General features: G+C 63.3%; 9 protein-coding genes. 6 read left to right on the forward strand and 3 right to left on the reverse strand.

Features of this window, described 5'->3' with window-relative positions:
- Positions 1–3: 3 nt before the first annotated feature.
- Positions 4–2,565, reverse strand: coding sequence for a putative bifunctional diguanylate cyclase/phosphodiesterase (locus BLT85_RS16335; RefSeq protein WP_093397048.1), 2,562 nt, complete (start codon positions 2,563–2,565; stop codon positions 4–6).
- A gap of 207 nt (positions 2,566–2,772) precedes the next feature.
- Between BLT85_RS16335 and BLT85_RS16340 the strand changes: the two genes are divergently transcribed.
- The 6 genes from BLT85_RS16340 to cydC all read left to right on the forward strand — a co-directional run bounded on the left by BLT85_RS16340 (position 2,773) and on the right by cydC (position 9,740).
- The gene (locus BLT85_RS16340) at positions 2,773–3,132 is read left to right on the forward strand and encodes a CidA/LrgA family protein (RefSeq protein ID WP_093397050.1); all 360 of its coding nucleotides are present in this window, start codon (positions 2,773–2,775) and stop codon (positions 3,130–3,132) included.
- Entirely contained in the window at positions 3,125–3,853 is a 729-nt protein-coding gene (locus BLT85_RS16345) for an LrgB family protein (RefSeq protein WP_093397052.1), read from the forward strand. The genes BLT85_RS16340 and BLT85_RS16345 overlap by 8 nt, the downstream gene beginning before the upstream one ends.
- A gap of 135 nt (positions 3,854–3,988) precedes the next feature.
- Positions 3,989–5,401, forward strand: coding sequence for a cytochrome ubiquinol oxidase subunit I (locus BLT85_RS16350; protein WP_093397054.1), 1,413 nt, complete (start codon positions 3,989–3,991; stop codon positions 5,399–5,401).
- A gap of 2 nt (positions 5,402–5,403) precedes the next feature.
- Positions 5,404–6,408, forward strand: coding sequence for a cytochrome d ubiquinol oxidase subunit II (cydB, locus tag BLT85_RS16355; RefSeq protein ID WP_093397057.1), 1,005 nt, complete (start codon positions 5,404–5,406; stop codon positions 6,406–6,408).
- Positions 6,389–8,086, forward strand: a complete 1,698-nt coding sequence (cydD, locus tag BLT85_RS16360; protein ID WP_093397060.1) for a thiol reductant ABC exporter subunit CydD — start codon at positions 6,389–6,391, stop codon at positions 8,084–8,086. Before cydB ends, cydD begins: the two co-directional genes overlap by 20 nt.
- Positions 8,079–9,740: a thiol reductant ABC exporter subunit CydC gene (cydC, locus tag BLT85_RS16365; protein ID WP_093397063.1), complete on the forward strand. Its 1,662-nt coding sequence runs from the start codon at positions 8,079–8,081 to the stop codon at positions 9,738–9,740. The genes cydD and cydC overlap by 8 nt, the downstream gene beginning before the upstream one ends.
- 9 nt (positions 9,741–9,749) lie before the next feature.
- Here the strand turns inward: cydC and BLT85_RS16370 are convergent, their stop codons facing one another.
- Both BLT85_RS16370 and BLT85_RS16375 read right to left on the reverse strand, forming a co-directional pair.
- Positions 9,750–13,022 (reverse strand): carboxyl transferase domain-containing protein, encoded by a 3,273-nt coding sequence (locus BLT85_RS16370; protein WP_093397066.1) that lies wholly within the window; start codon positions 13,020–13,022, stop codon positions 9,750–9,752.
- A 3-nt stretch (positions 13,023–13,025) separates the two neighbouring features.
- Positions 13,026–14,720, reverse strand: a complete 1,695-nt coding sequence (locus BLT85_RS16375; RefSeq protein WP_093397068.1) for an AMP-binding protein — start codon at positions 14,718–14,720, stop codon at positions 13,026–13,028.
- Between the last annotated feature and the right edge of the window lie 131 nt (positions 14,721–14,851).

The following is a 14,851-nucleotide window of genomic DNA, read 5'->3' on the forward strand; positions in this document are numbered from 1 at the left end:
GTTTCAGTCGTCCGTTTTCGCCTGGTTCGGGGCAGCTTGGCCAGGTCGGCGCATGTCGCACATCAGTCGGGTCATGGTGTCGCTGTTCAGCGGGTGGCTCCAGTAGAAGCCCTGCATGTAGCGGCAGCCGTGGGCGCGCAGGGTTTGCAGCTGGGATTCGGTTTCCACGCCCTCGGCCAGAGCTTGCAGCCCCAGGTTGTGCGCCAGCGTGATCATGCTGCTGACGATGATCTGGTTTTCCGGGTCTGTGTCCAGGCCTTCGATGAACGAGCGGTCGATCTTGATCAGGCTGGCGTGGAAGCGCTTGAGATGGGCCAGTGAGGAATATCCCGTGCCGAAGTCGCCGATGGCGATACGCACCCCGAGAGCGCTCAATTGCTGCAGCTGCGACGTGGCGGCGATCGGGTCTTCCATGGCGATGCCTTCGGTCAGTTCCAGTTGCAGGTAGCTTGGATCGACCTGCCAGGTACGCAAGCTGTTGCGGATATGCCTGACCAGGTCACCGCTACGCAGCTGCATCATCGACAGGTTGATCGATACCGGTGGCGGATTCACGCCGTCGTCGATCCAGTGGCGGACCTGTGACAACGCCTGGTTCAGAACCCAGTCGCCGAGGGCGAGCATCTGTCCGCTCGCTTCGGCTACCGGAATGAATTCCACCGGACTCAGCTCGCCCAGTTGCGGATGTTCCCAGCGCAACAGCGCTTCCATACCGATGATCGAGTGGTCCTGCATGTCCCATTGCGGTTGGTACAGCAGCGACAGTTCAAGGTTGTCGATGGCCGAGCGCAGCGAGCTCTCCAATGTAAGCATCCGCGACATGCGCGTCTGAATCTCGCCGGTGAAAAATCGATACGTATTGCGGCCCTGCTGCTTGGCCAAGTGCATGGCCGCGTCGGCCCGGCGCGTCAGCTCATCGAAGCTGAGTCCGTCCTCCGGATAGATGGCAATGCCGATCGATGCCGACGGGCTGACCATCTGCCCGCCCACCGAGACCGGACGCACGATATTCTGTAGCAGCCGTTCGGCGACATGGGCGGCGGCGACGCTTTCCAGCCCCGGCAGGGCGAGAATGAATTCATCGCCGCCGTGTCTGGACAGTGTGTCTTCCTCGCGCAGTTGACCCCTTAGCCGCTCGGCCATGGCGATCAGCATTTCGTCACCGGCCTGATGACCCAGTGTGTCGTTGATGTTCTTGAAATGATCGAGGTCGATCGACATCAGTGCGACCGGCGCAGCGTTACGCTCGCTGATGCCCAACGCGAGATCGACGCGCTGGTGGAACAGTTTGCGGTTGGGCAGGCCGGTCAGGCTGTCGAACTGCGCCAGGCGGAGGATTTCCGATTCCTGTTGCTTGCTCTTGGTGACGTCCCGAGCCACGACGACAAAGCTGTCTGCGCCATCGACGTGCTTGGGCGCGGCGGATATCTGGAACCAGAACGTCTGACCCTTGATGTTCAAGCGGAACGGCTCGCTCTGCGCGTGACCCTGCACCTTGGCCAGGGCGAACGTGCGCTGACAGAGCGGCAGCGCCTCTCGCGGTAGCAGCGGGGCAATCAAGCGACCCTTCAGCGGCTGCGTGGTCAGTGCCATCAGTTCGTTGCCTGGGGCGTGGAACTCCGTTACCCGGCCGTCGCGGTCGATTTCCATGACAACGTCGGGTAACGCATCGAAAATGGCCTGCAGACGCTGCTGGGAGCGCTCGATCAGCTTGTAAGGTTGCTCGATGCTTTCGACGAAGATGGCCCGCACCAGAAAACCGTACGCAACGACCTTGAATACATGTCCGAGCGCTACCAGATGATGCGCGGAATTCTCATAGGTCGTGAAACACAGCTGCGTCAGAGCCATGGCACCCGCGGCGCCAAACAATGCCGCAGCATTGAAGGGCAGCGGCCGCCGCATGGCGAGCCAGAGCGCCAGCATGGCGATGGCGTTGACGGCGGCCAATCCGTGCTCGAAGCGAACCTTGGCGGGAGTGAGTCCTACTCCGGGAACATGCAGGGTGGGGAGCAGTTCGGGCAATCCCAGCGCCAGCACATGAAACAGCGCGACCGGGAGCATGACGGTGAGTAGTACGGCGAAGCGCTGGGCGCCGATCCGTGAGACGCGCCAGGGCGTCACTGCGACCCAAAGCATGGCGATGGCCGCCAGGGCGCGTGCGGCCAGCCAGAACAGAATGGACTTGTCCGAGCCGGATGGCGTGAAGTAAGTCGGCATACCGCTGAACGACAGCATATGACTGAAGTCGAGTATCGCCACCCCGAGAAACAGGCAGGAAAGCACCAGAAGGCTTCGGGATGACTGGCGCCGATGACTGCTCCAGCCAATCGCGAACACCATGCTAGCCATGATGATGGCGATGGTTTCGACCAGGGTATGCAGAGGCGGTGAGCCTGCCATGGCAGCAGCCGATGCGCGCAGACTTTCCGGAAGTGACACGAAGCGGGCGACCAGATACACCGCGGCCATTGCCGCCAGCACCAGCGCAACGGACTTCAGCCCATGGCGGTGACTGGGGTGCCGGCGGCGGAACGGCGACAGGCTGCTAAGCTCAGGTTGCATCGAAGACGAATCCTTGGACCAGGCCCATTTGCGACAGGTGTCGCGTGCTCATGTCCGAAAGCATATCGCCATCAGTCGGGGAATGCATTGACTTGTCGTGCCGCGGACTTATCCGCGTCGCTTGGTGTGTTGCGCCATTGGTGGAATGGCCAGGCTGGCTGGCCGGGCTCATAATGTCGGTCCGGACATAGACGGTGGATTCCCTTCATGTTGTTGCGCGGTTTGACTTGGCTGATTGTGTTCCAGCTGTTGGGCACTGGCCTGAACCAAATGTTCCTCTCATTCCTCCCGGGTCCCATCATCGGCATGGTTCTGCTGCTGGTCTTCCTCATTCTTCGCGGCAGCGTCGGGGAGCCCATCGATATGGCGGCGGGAGGGCTGCTCAAGTACTTGCCCCTGATTCTGGTGCCTCCAGCGGTGGGCGTGATGATGTACGGTGCGGAAATTGCCGAAGACGCCTGGGCTATCCTGGGCAGTCTGGTACTCTCTTTTATTTTCACATTGCCGTTGTGCGGTTGGCTGATGCAGCGGCTCATCCGTCGGCAGGCGAGGGCGCCGCATGAGTGATTTGCTGCAGATCGGCTGGCTGGCGATCATCGAGCATCCACTGTTCTTCATCGGCCTGACGTTGGTGGCCTACCAGCTGAGCCTGGTGGTGTACGAACGCACGCGTCTGCCCTTGCTGCACCCGGTGTTGGGATCGATCGCGATCCTCGTCGTTGTGCTCTGGCTGCTCGATGTGCAGTTCCCCACCTACCGCGACGCAGTCGGACCTCTTCTGGTATTGCTGGGGCCGGCAACGGTGGCTCTGGCTGTGCCGTTGTATCTGAACCTGCGAAGGATACGCCAGTTCTTCTGGCCGATCCTGATCACGCTGCTGGTAGCCGGCGTCTTTGCCACGGTCAGTGTGATTGCGCTCGGGTGGCTGCTGGGCGCAAGCCCTGCGGTATTGATGACGCTGGCGCCGAAGTCGGTAACCACGCCAATCGCCATGCTGGTGGCCGAGCAGATCGGCGGCATTGCCGCGCTGGTAGCCGTATTCGTCATGTTCACCGGCGTGCTCGGGGCGGTCATCGGGCCCTGGCTACTGTCGCGCTGCGGTGTCTCGCATCCGGCCGCGCGAGGTATGGCCATGGGCCTGACGGCGCATGCCGTGGGCACGGCTCGGTCTCTGGAAGAGAGCGAGGAGGCAGGCGCGTTCTCCGCACTGGCAATGAGTCTGATGGGGATAGCTACGGCCGTGCTGCTGCCGCTGGCGGTGGCAGCCTGGTATTGGCTCGGCGGTTGACTGCCGCTGCGGCAGACTGCCGCGCAGGCGGAACATCGCGACGAGGTGCGTAGTCACAGTCTAGGGTCGAGTGCCACGGCCCTGATCCCGCACGCGGGCAGATGACCTGCCAGTTCCCAGCCAGGAGTGCCTTTGATGGATTTGGATCCGTTACTGCTGTCACGCTTCCAGTTCGCCTTCGTGGTCTCGTTCCACGCGATTTTTCCGGTCTTTACCATCGGTCTTGCCTCGTATATCGCCTTCCTGGAAACCCTGTCGTTCAAGACCGGCAATCCGGCCTGGGAGCAATTGTCCAAGTTCTGGGTGCAAGTCTTCGCCGTGGTATTCGCCATGGGCGTAGTGTCGGGCATCGTCATGTCGTTCCAGTTTGGCACCAACTGGAGCAACTTCTCCTACTCGGCCGCCAACTTCATCGGACCGGTACTCAGTTACGAGGTGGTGACCGCGTTTTTCCTCGAGGCCGGTTTTCTTGGCGTGTTGCTGTTTGGGCGAGACCGCGTACCCAAGGGGGTGCACCTGTTCGCTGCCTACATGGTTGCGATTGGCACCTTCGTCTCGGCTTTCTGGATTCTCGCCACCAATAGCTGGCTACATACGCCGGACGGCACCGAGTTGCGCGATGGCATCTTCCATGTGACCTCCTGGTATGACGCGATCTTCAACCCCTCTTTCCCGTATCGCTTCACGCACATGGCGATTGCTTCGTTTCTCACCGGCTCCTTCGTGGTGGCTGGCGTCAGCGCCTGGTATCTGCTCAACGGGCGAGAGGTCGAAGCCAACCGCAAGGCACTGTCGATGTGCCTGTGGGTGATACTGATTCTGGCGCCGACCCAGGCGGTGGTTGGCGACCTGCACGGCCTGAACACCTTCGAACATCAGCCGATGAAGATCGCGGCGATGGAGGCGAACTGGGAAACCCAGGACAAGGTTCCGCTGTTGCTGTTCGCCCTGCCTGACCGGGACCTGCAGGACAACCGTTTCGAAATCGGCATTCCCAAGCTCGGCAGCCTGATTCTTACCCACCAGTGGGACGGCGAGGTCCCGGGGCTGCGCGAAGTGTCGGTGGAAGATCAGCCCCCCGTGTGGATCGTGTTCTACGCGTTTCGCATCATGGTGATGATGGGGCTGCTGATGATCGGCTTCGGTCTGGCCGGGCTATGGCTGCGTCGCGGCGGTCGTTACTGGCGCGCTCCGTGGTTCCTGCAGGGGCTGCGATTCATGAGTGTGGCCCCCTTCATTGCGGTGCTCGCAGGCTGGGTCGTGACCGAGGTCGGTCGGGCGCCCTGGCTGGTGTACGACATCGTGCGCCACGAGGAAGGCCTGACGCCCTCACTCACAGGCGGCATGGCGTTGTTCACGCTGATCGGTTACATCGCGGTCTACGCGGCGATCTTCGGCGCGGGTCTGTACTACCTGTTTGGGGTGCTGCAGGCGGGCATCTACGTCGAGGATCCGAGGCTGTCCGATCATGCAGACCAGGCCGAGCGACCGATGCGGCCGCTGTCGGCGACTCACGTTCGCTTCGAACATGAGAACAAGGAGCACTGACCATGGAAAATTTCGATCTGTCGATGATCTGGGCCGTGATCATTTCCTTTGCGGTGATCATGTATGTGCTGATGGACGGGTTCGATCTGGGTGTGGGCATCCTATTCATGTTCGCGCCCGATGAGGACGCCCGCGACGTGATGATGAACTCGGTGGCGCCGATCTGGGATGGCAACGAGACCTGGCTGGTGCTGGGTGGCGTAGGGCTTCTGGCAGCCTTCCCGCTGGTGTACTCGATCCTCCTTCCGGCGTTGTATATAGGCGTTTTCCTGATGCTTGCCGGGTTGATCTTCCGCGGAGTCGCCTTCGAATTCCGTTTCAAGGCGCGCAGTTCGCGGTATCTCTGGAACTGGGCTTTCGCTGGTGGTTCCTTTTTGGCGGCGTTCGCTCAAGGTGCGGTGGTAGGAACCTACATTCAAGGTTACGAAACGGAAGGGTTGGTTTATTCGGGAGGCCCGCTCGACTGGCTTACGCCGTTCACAGTGGTCACCGGGATCGGACTGGTTGCGGGCTATGCGCTGCTTGGCTGCACCTGGATCATTCTCAAGAGTGAGGGTTACATCCAGGCATGGGCTTACCGACTGGCACCCTGGCTATTGCTGGCGGTGCTCCTGGTGTTCGTGGTCATCAGCGCCTGGACTCCGCTGGTGGACCCGGCCGCCTACGAGCGCTGGTTCGCTGATGTGCGCTGGATCTGGATATTCCCGATTCTGGCCGGCCTGAGCGCGGTACAGATCCTGCGCAGCGTGTTCAAGCGGCAACAGGCGTGGCCGTTCCTGGCGACCATGAGCATGTTCGCGGCGACTTATTTCGCCCTGCTCTGGACCCGCTGGCCTTACGTCATCCCGCCGAATTTCACGCTGTGGGATGCGGCGTCGGCGCCCGAGTCGCAGCTGTTCCTGCTGATCGGGGTGCTGTTCGTCATACCTATCATCCTGATGTACACCGCCTGGGCTTACTGGGTATTCCGCGGCAAGGTCCGGGTGGGTGAAGGCTATCACCATTGACCGCCAGCGCCGCGCTCGTGCGCGGCAATGGTTACAGCGCTACCAGCGCCCGGTCAGATCATGGTTGCTCGGCGCGCTCGCTGCGGCGTTATGCAACGTCGTCGCCACGGTGCTGCAGCTGGGGCTGATGGCCTGGCTGATCCAGCGCATTCTGGTTGATCAGGTCTCGGTATCGCAGCTGCTGAAGCCGGCGATGGCCCTGGCTTGCGCGGTGTTGTTGCGAGCGCTGAGCCAGGCGCTGCATGACTATTGCGCCCAGCGGGCGAGTGCCAGGGTGCGTCAACAGGTCCGCTTCGATTTGCTGCAACGCTGGGCCGTAGCCGGGCCGGTCGGGCTCGCTGGCCGCTCTAGCGCAACCCTGGCCAACCACTGGATAGAACAGGTCCAGGCTCTGGACGGCTATTACGCCCGATTCGCCACCCAGCAGTGGCTGGCGCTCGCCGGTCCGCTACTGATCGGTCTGGTCGTGCTCTGGCAGGACTGGGTCGCCGCGCTATTCCTGTTTCTCGCAGGGCCGCTGATCCCCCTGTTCATGGCTCTGGTAGGGATGAGCGCCGAACGGCTCAGCCAGCAACATGTGCTTGAGGCAGGGCGGCTGGCAGGGCACTTTCTTGACCGCGTACGTAGCCTGACCACGCTGCAGCTGTTCGGCCAGGTGCCAGCCGCGGTTGCAGACGTTCGAGCCGCTGCTGACCGCTATCGGCGAATCAATATGCGCACTCTGCGGGTGGCATTCCTGTCCTCGGCGGTTCTGGAGTTCTTTGCCGCAGCCGCCATCGCCGTGGTGGCGATGTACATCGGCTTCGGCCTGCTCGGCTATATCGACTTCGGCCCGGCCGGAGAGCTCACGCTGTTCTCAGGGCTGTTCATTCTGTTGCTGGCGCCCGAATTCTTCCAGCCGTTGCGTACGCTTGCCCAGCACTACCATGATCGCGCGGCTGCTTTGGGCGCTGCCGATACCTTTGCCGACTTCGAACGGGAGGGCGATGATCCGCAAACCGTATCGGCTGGCTCCGCAACCGCGCCGCAAGCCTGGGCGCAGCAAGTGCGTGTCGATGCCCTGGGATTAAGTTATCCGGGCCGCGGCAGAGTACTGGACGGCGTCGAGCTGCACGTTCAGCGCGGCGAGGTGGTTGCACTGGTCGGACCGTCCGGTTCGGGCAAGTCGAGCCTGTTGCACTGTCTCGCTGGGTTCGTCACGCCGGATACTGGCTCGATCACCGTGTTCGGCAAGCCGGCCGGTTCGTTGCCGGTCGCCTGGCTGGATCAGCGTCCCTTGCTGATCCAGGGTAGCTGGGCGGATAACCTGCGCTTTACGGCGCCGGATGCACGGCCGCAGGCGATGCGCGCTGCGCTGGACGCTGCCGGGCTGACCGACCTGCTCGATCAGCAGGCGGCCGGTCTCGATGCGCCGCTTGGCGAACAGGGTCGCGGTCTGTCGGGAGGGCAGGCCAGGCGCCTGGCCCTGGCCCGCGCCTGGCTGATCCGATCCGATCTGGTGCTGCTTGATGAACCCACCGCCGGACTCGACGAGACCAGTCAGCAACCGGTCATCGAAGCCATCGCTCGCCTGGCTGCCAGCGGCCGTACCGTGATAGTTGCCACTCACCATCCTGCACTGATGACCGTCGCAGATCGCTGCCTACGCGTTGAGCAGGGGCATCTGTACCATGCGTGACATCTGGCCGTGGGTACAGCTCATACTCGTCCGGCGGGTGCGCCTGGCCGTCGGAGCGCTGCTCATGGCGCTGACCATCGCCGGTGGCATCGGTCTGCTGGCCTTGTCCGGCTGGTTCATCACCGCAACCGGCCTGACGGCGTTGCTCTGGGCAAGCGGCACCCGGACGCCGTTCGATGTCTACATACCCGGCGGCGGAATCCGCTTCTTCGCGCTTACTCGGACGCTGTCCCGCTACGCCGAGCGCCTATACAACCACGACACCGTGCTGCGGCTGCTCGCCGATCTGCGAACAGCGCACTTCAGCGCCATGAGCAAGCTTGACGCCGCGACACTGGCGCGCTGGCGATCAGCGCAGTGGCTGAACCGGCTGACTGCGGATATCGATGCGCTGGACAACCTCTATCTGCGTCTGTTGGCGCCACCGCTGGTTGCCTTGCTGGGCGTCGTCGGCATATCGCTCCTGATCGGCTGGTATCAGCCCCGTTCCGCTCTGTGGGTCGCTGCGGCTCTGATTGCGCTGCTGATGTTGAATACGCTCGGAGTCGCCTGGTGGACCCGGCGTCTCGGCGCGAGCCAGGTCGAGCGGGTCGACACCCTGCGCAGTGAGGCGGTGGAGCATGTCCAAGGCCTGGCGGAGCTGACAGCGGCGGGTGCCCGGCTCAGTCATCAATCCCGTCTGCTGCGCATCAGCGCTGCCAGCCTCGCCGAGGAGCAGGGGCTGCGCGGCCGCACGGCGCTGGTTCAGGCTGCATCGACCGTCGTCATGCAGGGCGCGGCATTGGGCGTGTTGTTCGGCGCCTTGCTGGCCTATCGTGATGGTGCGCTGAGTGGTCCGGTCGCGGTGATGCTGACGTTGGCGGTAATGGGGCTGGCCGAAGCCTTTGCCGGCTTGCCGGCCGCCTTCGCCATGTTCGGCGCGACCCGGCGCGCTGCGCAACGCCTCAACGAGCAGCGGCGGGTGCAGTCGAGTCTGGTCGATCCCGGCGGTGCTGCCGCACCATCGGCCGGACTTCCCGACCTGTCCTTCGAGGACGTCTGCGTTGCGCATGCCGGGATCCAAGCCTTGACCCTAATGGTCGAGCCAGGCGAGCGGCTGGCTATCATCGGGCCCTCCGGCTGCGGCAAATCGACCCTCGCTGATCTCGCTGCGCGGCTGATCGATCCCGATCACGGCAGGCTGTGCTCGGGCGGCGTATCGCTGCGCGACCTGTCCCTGGATAGCTGGCGTGAACGGGTCGGTTATCTGACCCAGCGCACCGAGCTGATGCACGACAGCATCGCAGCGAACCTGTGGCTCGCTCGGCCTGATGCCTCTTTCGAACGACTCTGGTCGGTACTTGAGCTGGTCGAGCTCGGCGATGCGGTGGAAGGATTCGCCGACGGCATTCTCACTTGGGCAGGCGAGTCTGGCCGACAACTGTCCGGCGGCGAGGCGCGGCGCGTTGCGCTGGCGAGAGTACTGCTCAAGGATTCGCCCTTCGTTATTCTCGATGAGCCGTTCAGCGGTCTCGACGAGGCGACAGCAGAGCGTATACGCAACAACCTCGAACCCTGGCTGGCGGGGCGCACCGTACTGATGTTCGCCCATGCTGCCGAAGCGCTGCCGCACGCCGACCGGCAGCTCAGCTGGAGCCAGCTGAACCGCCGCTAGGCTGCGTCGCTACCAGGTATCGACGAATGGTCGCAGGCCGCGTTGCAACGACTCTGGCGGTGCCGAACTGAGCCCGCGCAGCAGCCAGTCGCGCGTCTCGACCGGATCGATGACGGCGTCGATCTCCAGGAAGCTGGCCATGCTCAAGCCTTTGCCGCGCTGATAGAGTTCGGCAACCAGCTTCTCGAACAGCTTCTGCCGCTCGCCTTCGTCCTCGATAGCCGCCAGCTCCTTGGCATAGCCCAGGCGCACGGCGCCTTCCAGTCCCATGGCCCCGAACTCGCTGCTCGGCCAGCCGATGGTGAACATCGGCGCATGGAAGCTACCGGCTGCCATCGCCTGGGCGCCCAACCCATAGCCTTTGCGCAGCACCACGGTGAAGAACGGAATCTTCAGGCTGGCGGCGGTGACGAACATGCGCGAGACATGGCGTACCGTGGCCTGGCGCTCGGAATCCGGGCCGACCATGAAGCCGGGCGTGTCGCAAAGCGAGACCATTGGCAACCCGTGAGCCTGACACAGCTGCATGAAGCGCGCGGCCTTGTCACCGGCAACGGCATCAATGGCGCCGCCGAGGTGCATGGGGTTGTTAGCGATCAGGCCGAAGGCTTTGCCGTTGATACGCACCAGCGCGGTGATCAATCCCGGCGCGAACTGACGGCGCAGCTCAAGTACCGAGCCGTTGTCGGCCAGGGTCTCGATGACCTGCCGGATGTCGTAAACTCGCAGGCGATTCTCCGGAATCAGATGGCGCAGGCGGCGTTGATCCGCGCATTCGCCGCCGGGCAGGTCGCCCTGGAAATAGGAAAGATATTGCTTGGCCACGCGGGTGGCTTCGGCCTCGTCCGGCACCACCATGTCCACGACGCCGTTGGGCCCGTGCATGCTGGTGGGGCCCACTTCTTCTGGTGTGTAGCGACCCAGTCCGCCGCCTTCGATCATCGCCGGCCCGGCCATGCCGATGGTGGCGTTTTCGGTAGCGATGATCACATCGCAACAACCGAGCAGCGCCGCATTGCCGGCGAAGCAGCGACCGGAAACCACACCGACCAGCGGAACCTGCCCGCTGAGCCGGGCCATACGCATGAAGGTGGTGCAGTCGAGCCCGGCCACGCCGACCTTGTCGATGTCCCCCGGCCGGCCGCCGCCGCCTTCGGTGAAGAACACCAGCGGCAAGCGCCACTGCTCGGCCAGCTCGAGCATGCGGTCGGTCTTCTTGTGGTTCATCACGCCCTGGGTGCCGGCGAATACCGTGTAGTCGTAACTCATCGCCATGCAGCGTGCGGCTTCGGCACCGAAGTGCTCGGCGTTGACCGTGCCGATGCCGGTGATGAGTCCGTCAGCCGGACTCATCTTCAAAAGGTCCTCATGGCTGCGGCGGGTGCGCTGGGCGGCCAGGGCGAAGCCGCCGTATTCCATGAAGCTGCCGTCATCGAGCAGATCGGCCAGGTTCTCCCGGGCGGTGCGTTGACCGGTCTTGCGGCGCTTGGCGACGGCTTCCGGGCGGCGCTCGTCGGTGAGGTCGGCGCGGCGCTGAAGCAGTTCATCCAGGTCGGCGCGAATATGATCGAGGTCGACACTTTCTTCGCTCTGTACCTCTCCGGCGGCCACCTCGGCCGGCTCGACAAAGGCCAGCGGGCTGCCTTCGAACAGGCTGGCGCCCGGTTCGACCGGCAAGGCTCGAATGATCCCGCCCTGTTCGGCCTTGACCACGAACTCCATCTTCATCGACTCCAACACAGCGATCGGCTGGCCGGGCGCGACGGCGTCACCTTCGCTTACTGCCAGACTGACCAGAACGCCCTGAACCGGTGCGGCAAGCGCTACGGTGCCGGCCGGAGCGTCGATCTTCTGTTGTGCGTCCGCGCTATCGGCGGAGCGGCTGAAGAACAGATCCTGATGTTCCGAATCGGCCACCAGGGAAGCCGCATGGGTTTCGATAAAGCGGGTATTGACCTGATTGGCCTGGACCGAGGGGTGTTGCACCAGGTTGCGCAGGAACGCCAGGTTGCTCGCAACGCCTTCCAACCGAAATTCGCATAGCGCGCGATAGGCGCGGCGCAACACGCCGGCAAAGTCGGCATCGGCATGCACGATCAGCTTGGCCAGCAGCGAGTCGAAGCTGGGGCTGGTGGTGTAGCCGCTGTAGCCGTAGCCGTCGACACGGATGCCGGGGCCGCTCGGTGGTTCGTAGACGGCCAGCGTGCCACCTGAAGGTTTGGTGCTGGCATCGGCGGCCATGGTCTCGAGATTGACGCGAAGCTGAATGGCATAGCCACGCGGCGCAGGAATGTGCTGTTGCTCAAGTTTCAAGTCGGCCAGGGTCGCGCCGCCAGCCAGACGCAGCTGGATTTGCACCAGATCCAGCCCGGTCACCGCTTCGGTCACCGTGTGCTCGACCTGAACGCGCGGGTTGGCTTCCATGAACACGAACTGGTGGGTGTCGTCGTCGACCAGAAACTCGAAGGTGCCGAGCCCGCGATATCCAGCGGATCCGGCGAGCTGCAGGGCGGCGTCCAACAGCCTCTGGCGAAGCTCGGCTCCCAGCGTCGGGCTCGGTGCAATCTCCAGTACTTTCTGATTGCGCCGCTGCAGCGTGCATTCCCGCTCCCAGACGTGCGCGACTGACTTGCCGTCGCCAATGACCTGAACCTCAATGTGCCGGGCATTCTCGATCAGCCGCTCGACATATAGGTCGCCTGAGCCGAAGGCCGAGCGCGCCTCCGAGCTGCAGCGGGCATAGGCCTCGTCCAGTTCGCCAGGGTTGTGAACGGCGCGCATGCCGCGACCGCCGCCCCCGGCCAGCGCCTTGAGCATGACCGGCCGGCCGCCGTGGTCTTCCATGAATCGCCGCGCCTCGTCCAGGCTGGTGGCCTGGTTAGTCCCCAGACCCAGCGGTACGCCGATTTCGATTGCCAGTTGCCGGGCACGTGACTTGTCGCCAAACAGGTCGAGCACCTCGGGTGACGGGCCGACAAAGGTAATGCCGGCCTCGGCGCAGCGCCGCGCCAACTCGCTGCTTTCGCTGAGAAAGCCGTAGCCCGGATGCAGTGCGTCGCAGTGGCTCTCGCGTGCCACCGCGATCAGTTGGTCTATGTCCAGATAGGCGGCTGCGCCCCGGCCCGTCAGAGCGTGTGCGACATCAGCCTTGCGCACGTGCAGCGACTGGGCGTCGTCTTCGGCGTAAACCGCCACAGTGGGAATATCCAGCTCGGCCGCAGCGCGGGCGATGCGGATGGCGATTTCGCCGCGGTTGGCGATCAGCAAGCGTTCAAATGGCATGAGTTAGTTGATCCATTCCTGCAGGTCCTGTTTCTTTACCTTTCCGGTAGCGGTCATCGGCAATGAGTCGACCAGCCTGACCTCCGGCACCTTGTAGATGGCCATGGACTGGCGGCACCAGTCCATCAATGCCTCGGCTGTCAGCCCGCTGCCGGGCTTGGCGACGACAAAGGCGACCGGGCATTGCCCGCGCTTTTCATCGGCACGACCAATCACCGCCGAGGCGAGAAGGTCCGGATGCTGGCCGAGCATGGCTTCCAGTTCGCTGGGGAACACGCTCATGCCGTTGACCTTGAGCATTTCTTTGCGCCGTCCGAGATAGCGGATATGACCGGTTTCGGTAATTACGCCGCTGTCGCCGGTGTGCAACCAGCCATCGCGCAGCGCATCGGCGCTGGCCTCCGGCTTGTTCCAGTAGCCTTTGAGCAGCGATGGCGAGCGCACACAGAGCTCGCCTTCTTCACCGAGCGGCAGCAGTTCGCCCGTTTCAAACGCACACACCTTGAACTCGGTGCCGGGCACCGGCAGGCCGACGAAGGTGGGTGCGGATTTGAGGTCGAAGTTGTCGTCCTGCATGCCGGCAGTGAATGTGTCGCAGGTGTGCGTTTCGGTCATGCCGAAGCTGGTTTCGAAGAACGTGCAACCGGTCAGTTCCCGCCAGCGGCTGCGGTACTCGGGGGTGAGCTTCTTGATGAATGACACGCAGCTGGTGATCTGCAGCGAACTCAGATCAAAATCGGCAACGCGGGGATGGTCGAGCACTTCCGAGGCGCTATCGACCAGCAGACCGGTATGGCTGACCTTGTAATGTTGCACCGCGGCCATGAAGGCTTCGGCGTCCCAGCGCGCCAGCAACACCAGCGTGGTGCCGCTGAATACCGGATAAAGCAGCCCGGCGTTTTCGCCGGCGATCCAGAATTCCGGCATGAAGTTCAGGCTTATCCGGTCCGGATCGAGCCCCAGCGCAACAGGCAGGAAGCTGGCGCAGGTATACAGCATGTCACCGTGGGTGTGAATGCAGCCCTTCGGCAGGCCGGTCGTGCCGCCGGTGTAGTTGAGCGCAGCGATGTCATCCAGGGCCAGTTGCGGTAGCCGTTCGGCAGGCTGGGTTCTGGCCAGCGCAGGGAGCAGGTCGACGCTGTCGGTGACCTCCAGCTTCGGGGCCCGGAGCAGGTCGGGCACAGGGATCGGTGGTTCGGCAGGGCAAAGCTCGGACAGGCTGGTACTGATCACGACGTTGAGCTCGGTCTGGTCGCGTATCTCGCGGACCACGGGCAACAGTTGATCGAAACAGACGATGGCTGTGGCCCCGCTGTCCTTGAGCTGGTAGGCAAGCTCCATGCCCTTGGCCATCGGGCTGACCGGGGCATGAACGGCGCCGGCTTTGAGGATGCCGTAGAACGCGACATGCAGCTGCGGACAGTTGGGCATGAACACGGCCACGCGATCCCCGGGGGCGACGCCAAGCGAATACAAAAGCGCGGCGCAGCGGTCGCTGAGGTCGTCGAGCTCAGCGTAGGTGGTGCGGTGCCCGTAGTATTCGATGGCAGGCCGTTCGGGCGTGTGGCGCGCCCAGTGGCGCAGATATTCTGTCAGCGGCTGTTCGCCGAGGGGATATTGCGGCTCGACCGGCTTGCCTGCCGGCCAGGCCTGTTGCTGAAGCGCTTTCAGGTTGCTGAGATAATCCCGCTCTAGCATGGCTGCTTGCCTCTTGTTCTTGTCTGTCCTTGCAGCTTAGGGACAGACAAAGCCAGAGTGAAGCTCGGCAAGCGAGAGCATGGGTGTCATCGACATGCTGAATTGCCGGCGATAATCACCGGCAAGCATTT

Origin of the sequence: Halopseudomonas xinjiangensis (assembly GCF_900104945.1) — a bacterium.
Taxonomy (GTDB): domain Bacteria; phylum Pseudomonadota; class Gammaproteobacteria; order Pseudomonadales; family Pseudomonadaceae; genus Halopseudomonas; species Halopseudomonas xinjiangensis.

Bases quoted from the DNA above. Each gene is read 5' to 3' on its own strand.
- BLT85_RS16335 (WP_093397048.1), bottom strand. From the start codon at position 2,565: ATGCAACCTGAGCTTAGCAGCCTGTCGCCGTTCCGCCGCCGGCACCCC.
- BLT85_RS16340 (WP_093397050.1), top strand. From the start codon at position 2,773: ATGTTGTTGCGCGGTTTGACTTGGCTGATTGTGTTCCAGCTGTTGGGC.
- BLT85_RS16345 (WP_093397052.1), top strand. From the start codon at position 3,125: ATGAGTGATTTGCTGCAGATCGGCTGGCTGGCGATCATCGAGCATCCA.
- BLT85_RS16350 (WP_093397054.1), top strand. From the start codon at position 3,989: ATGGATTTGGATCCGTTACTGCTGTCACGCTTCCAGTTCGCCTTCGTG.
- cydB (WP_093397057.1), top strand. From the start codon at position 5,404: ATGGAAAATTTCGATCTGTCGATGATCTGGGCCGTGATCATTTCCTTT.
- cydC (WP_093397063.1), top strand. From the start codon at position 8,079: ATGCGTGACATCTGGCCGTGGGTACAGCTCATACTCGTCCGGCGGGTG.
- BLT85_RS16370 (WP_093397066.1), bottom strand. From the start codon at position 13,022: ATGCCATTTGAACGCTTGCTGATCGCCAACCGCGGCGAAATCGCCATC.
- BLT85_RS16375 (WP_093397068.1), bottom strand. From the start codon at position 14,720: ATGCTAGAGCGGGATTATCTCAGCAACCTGAAAGCGCTTCAGCAACAG.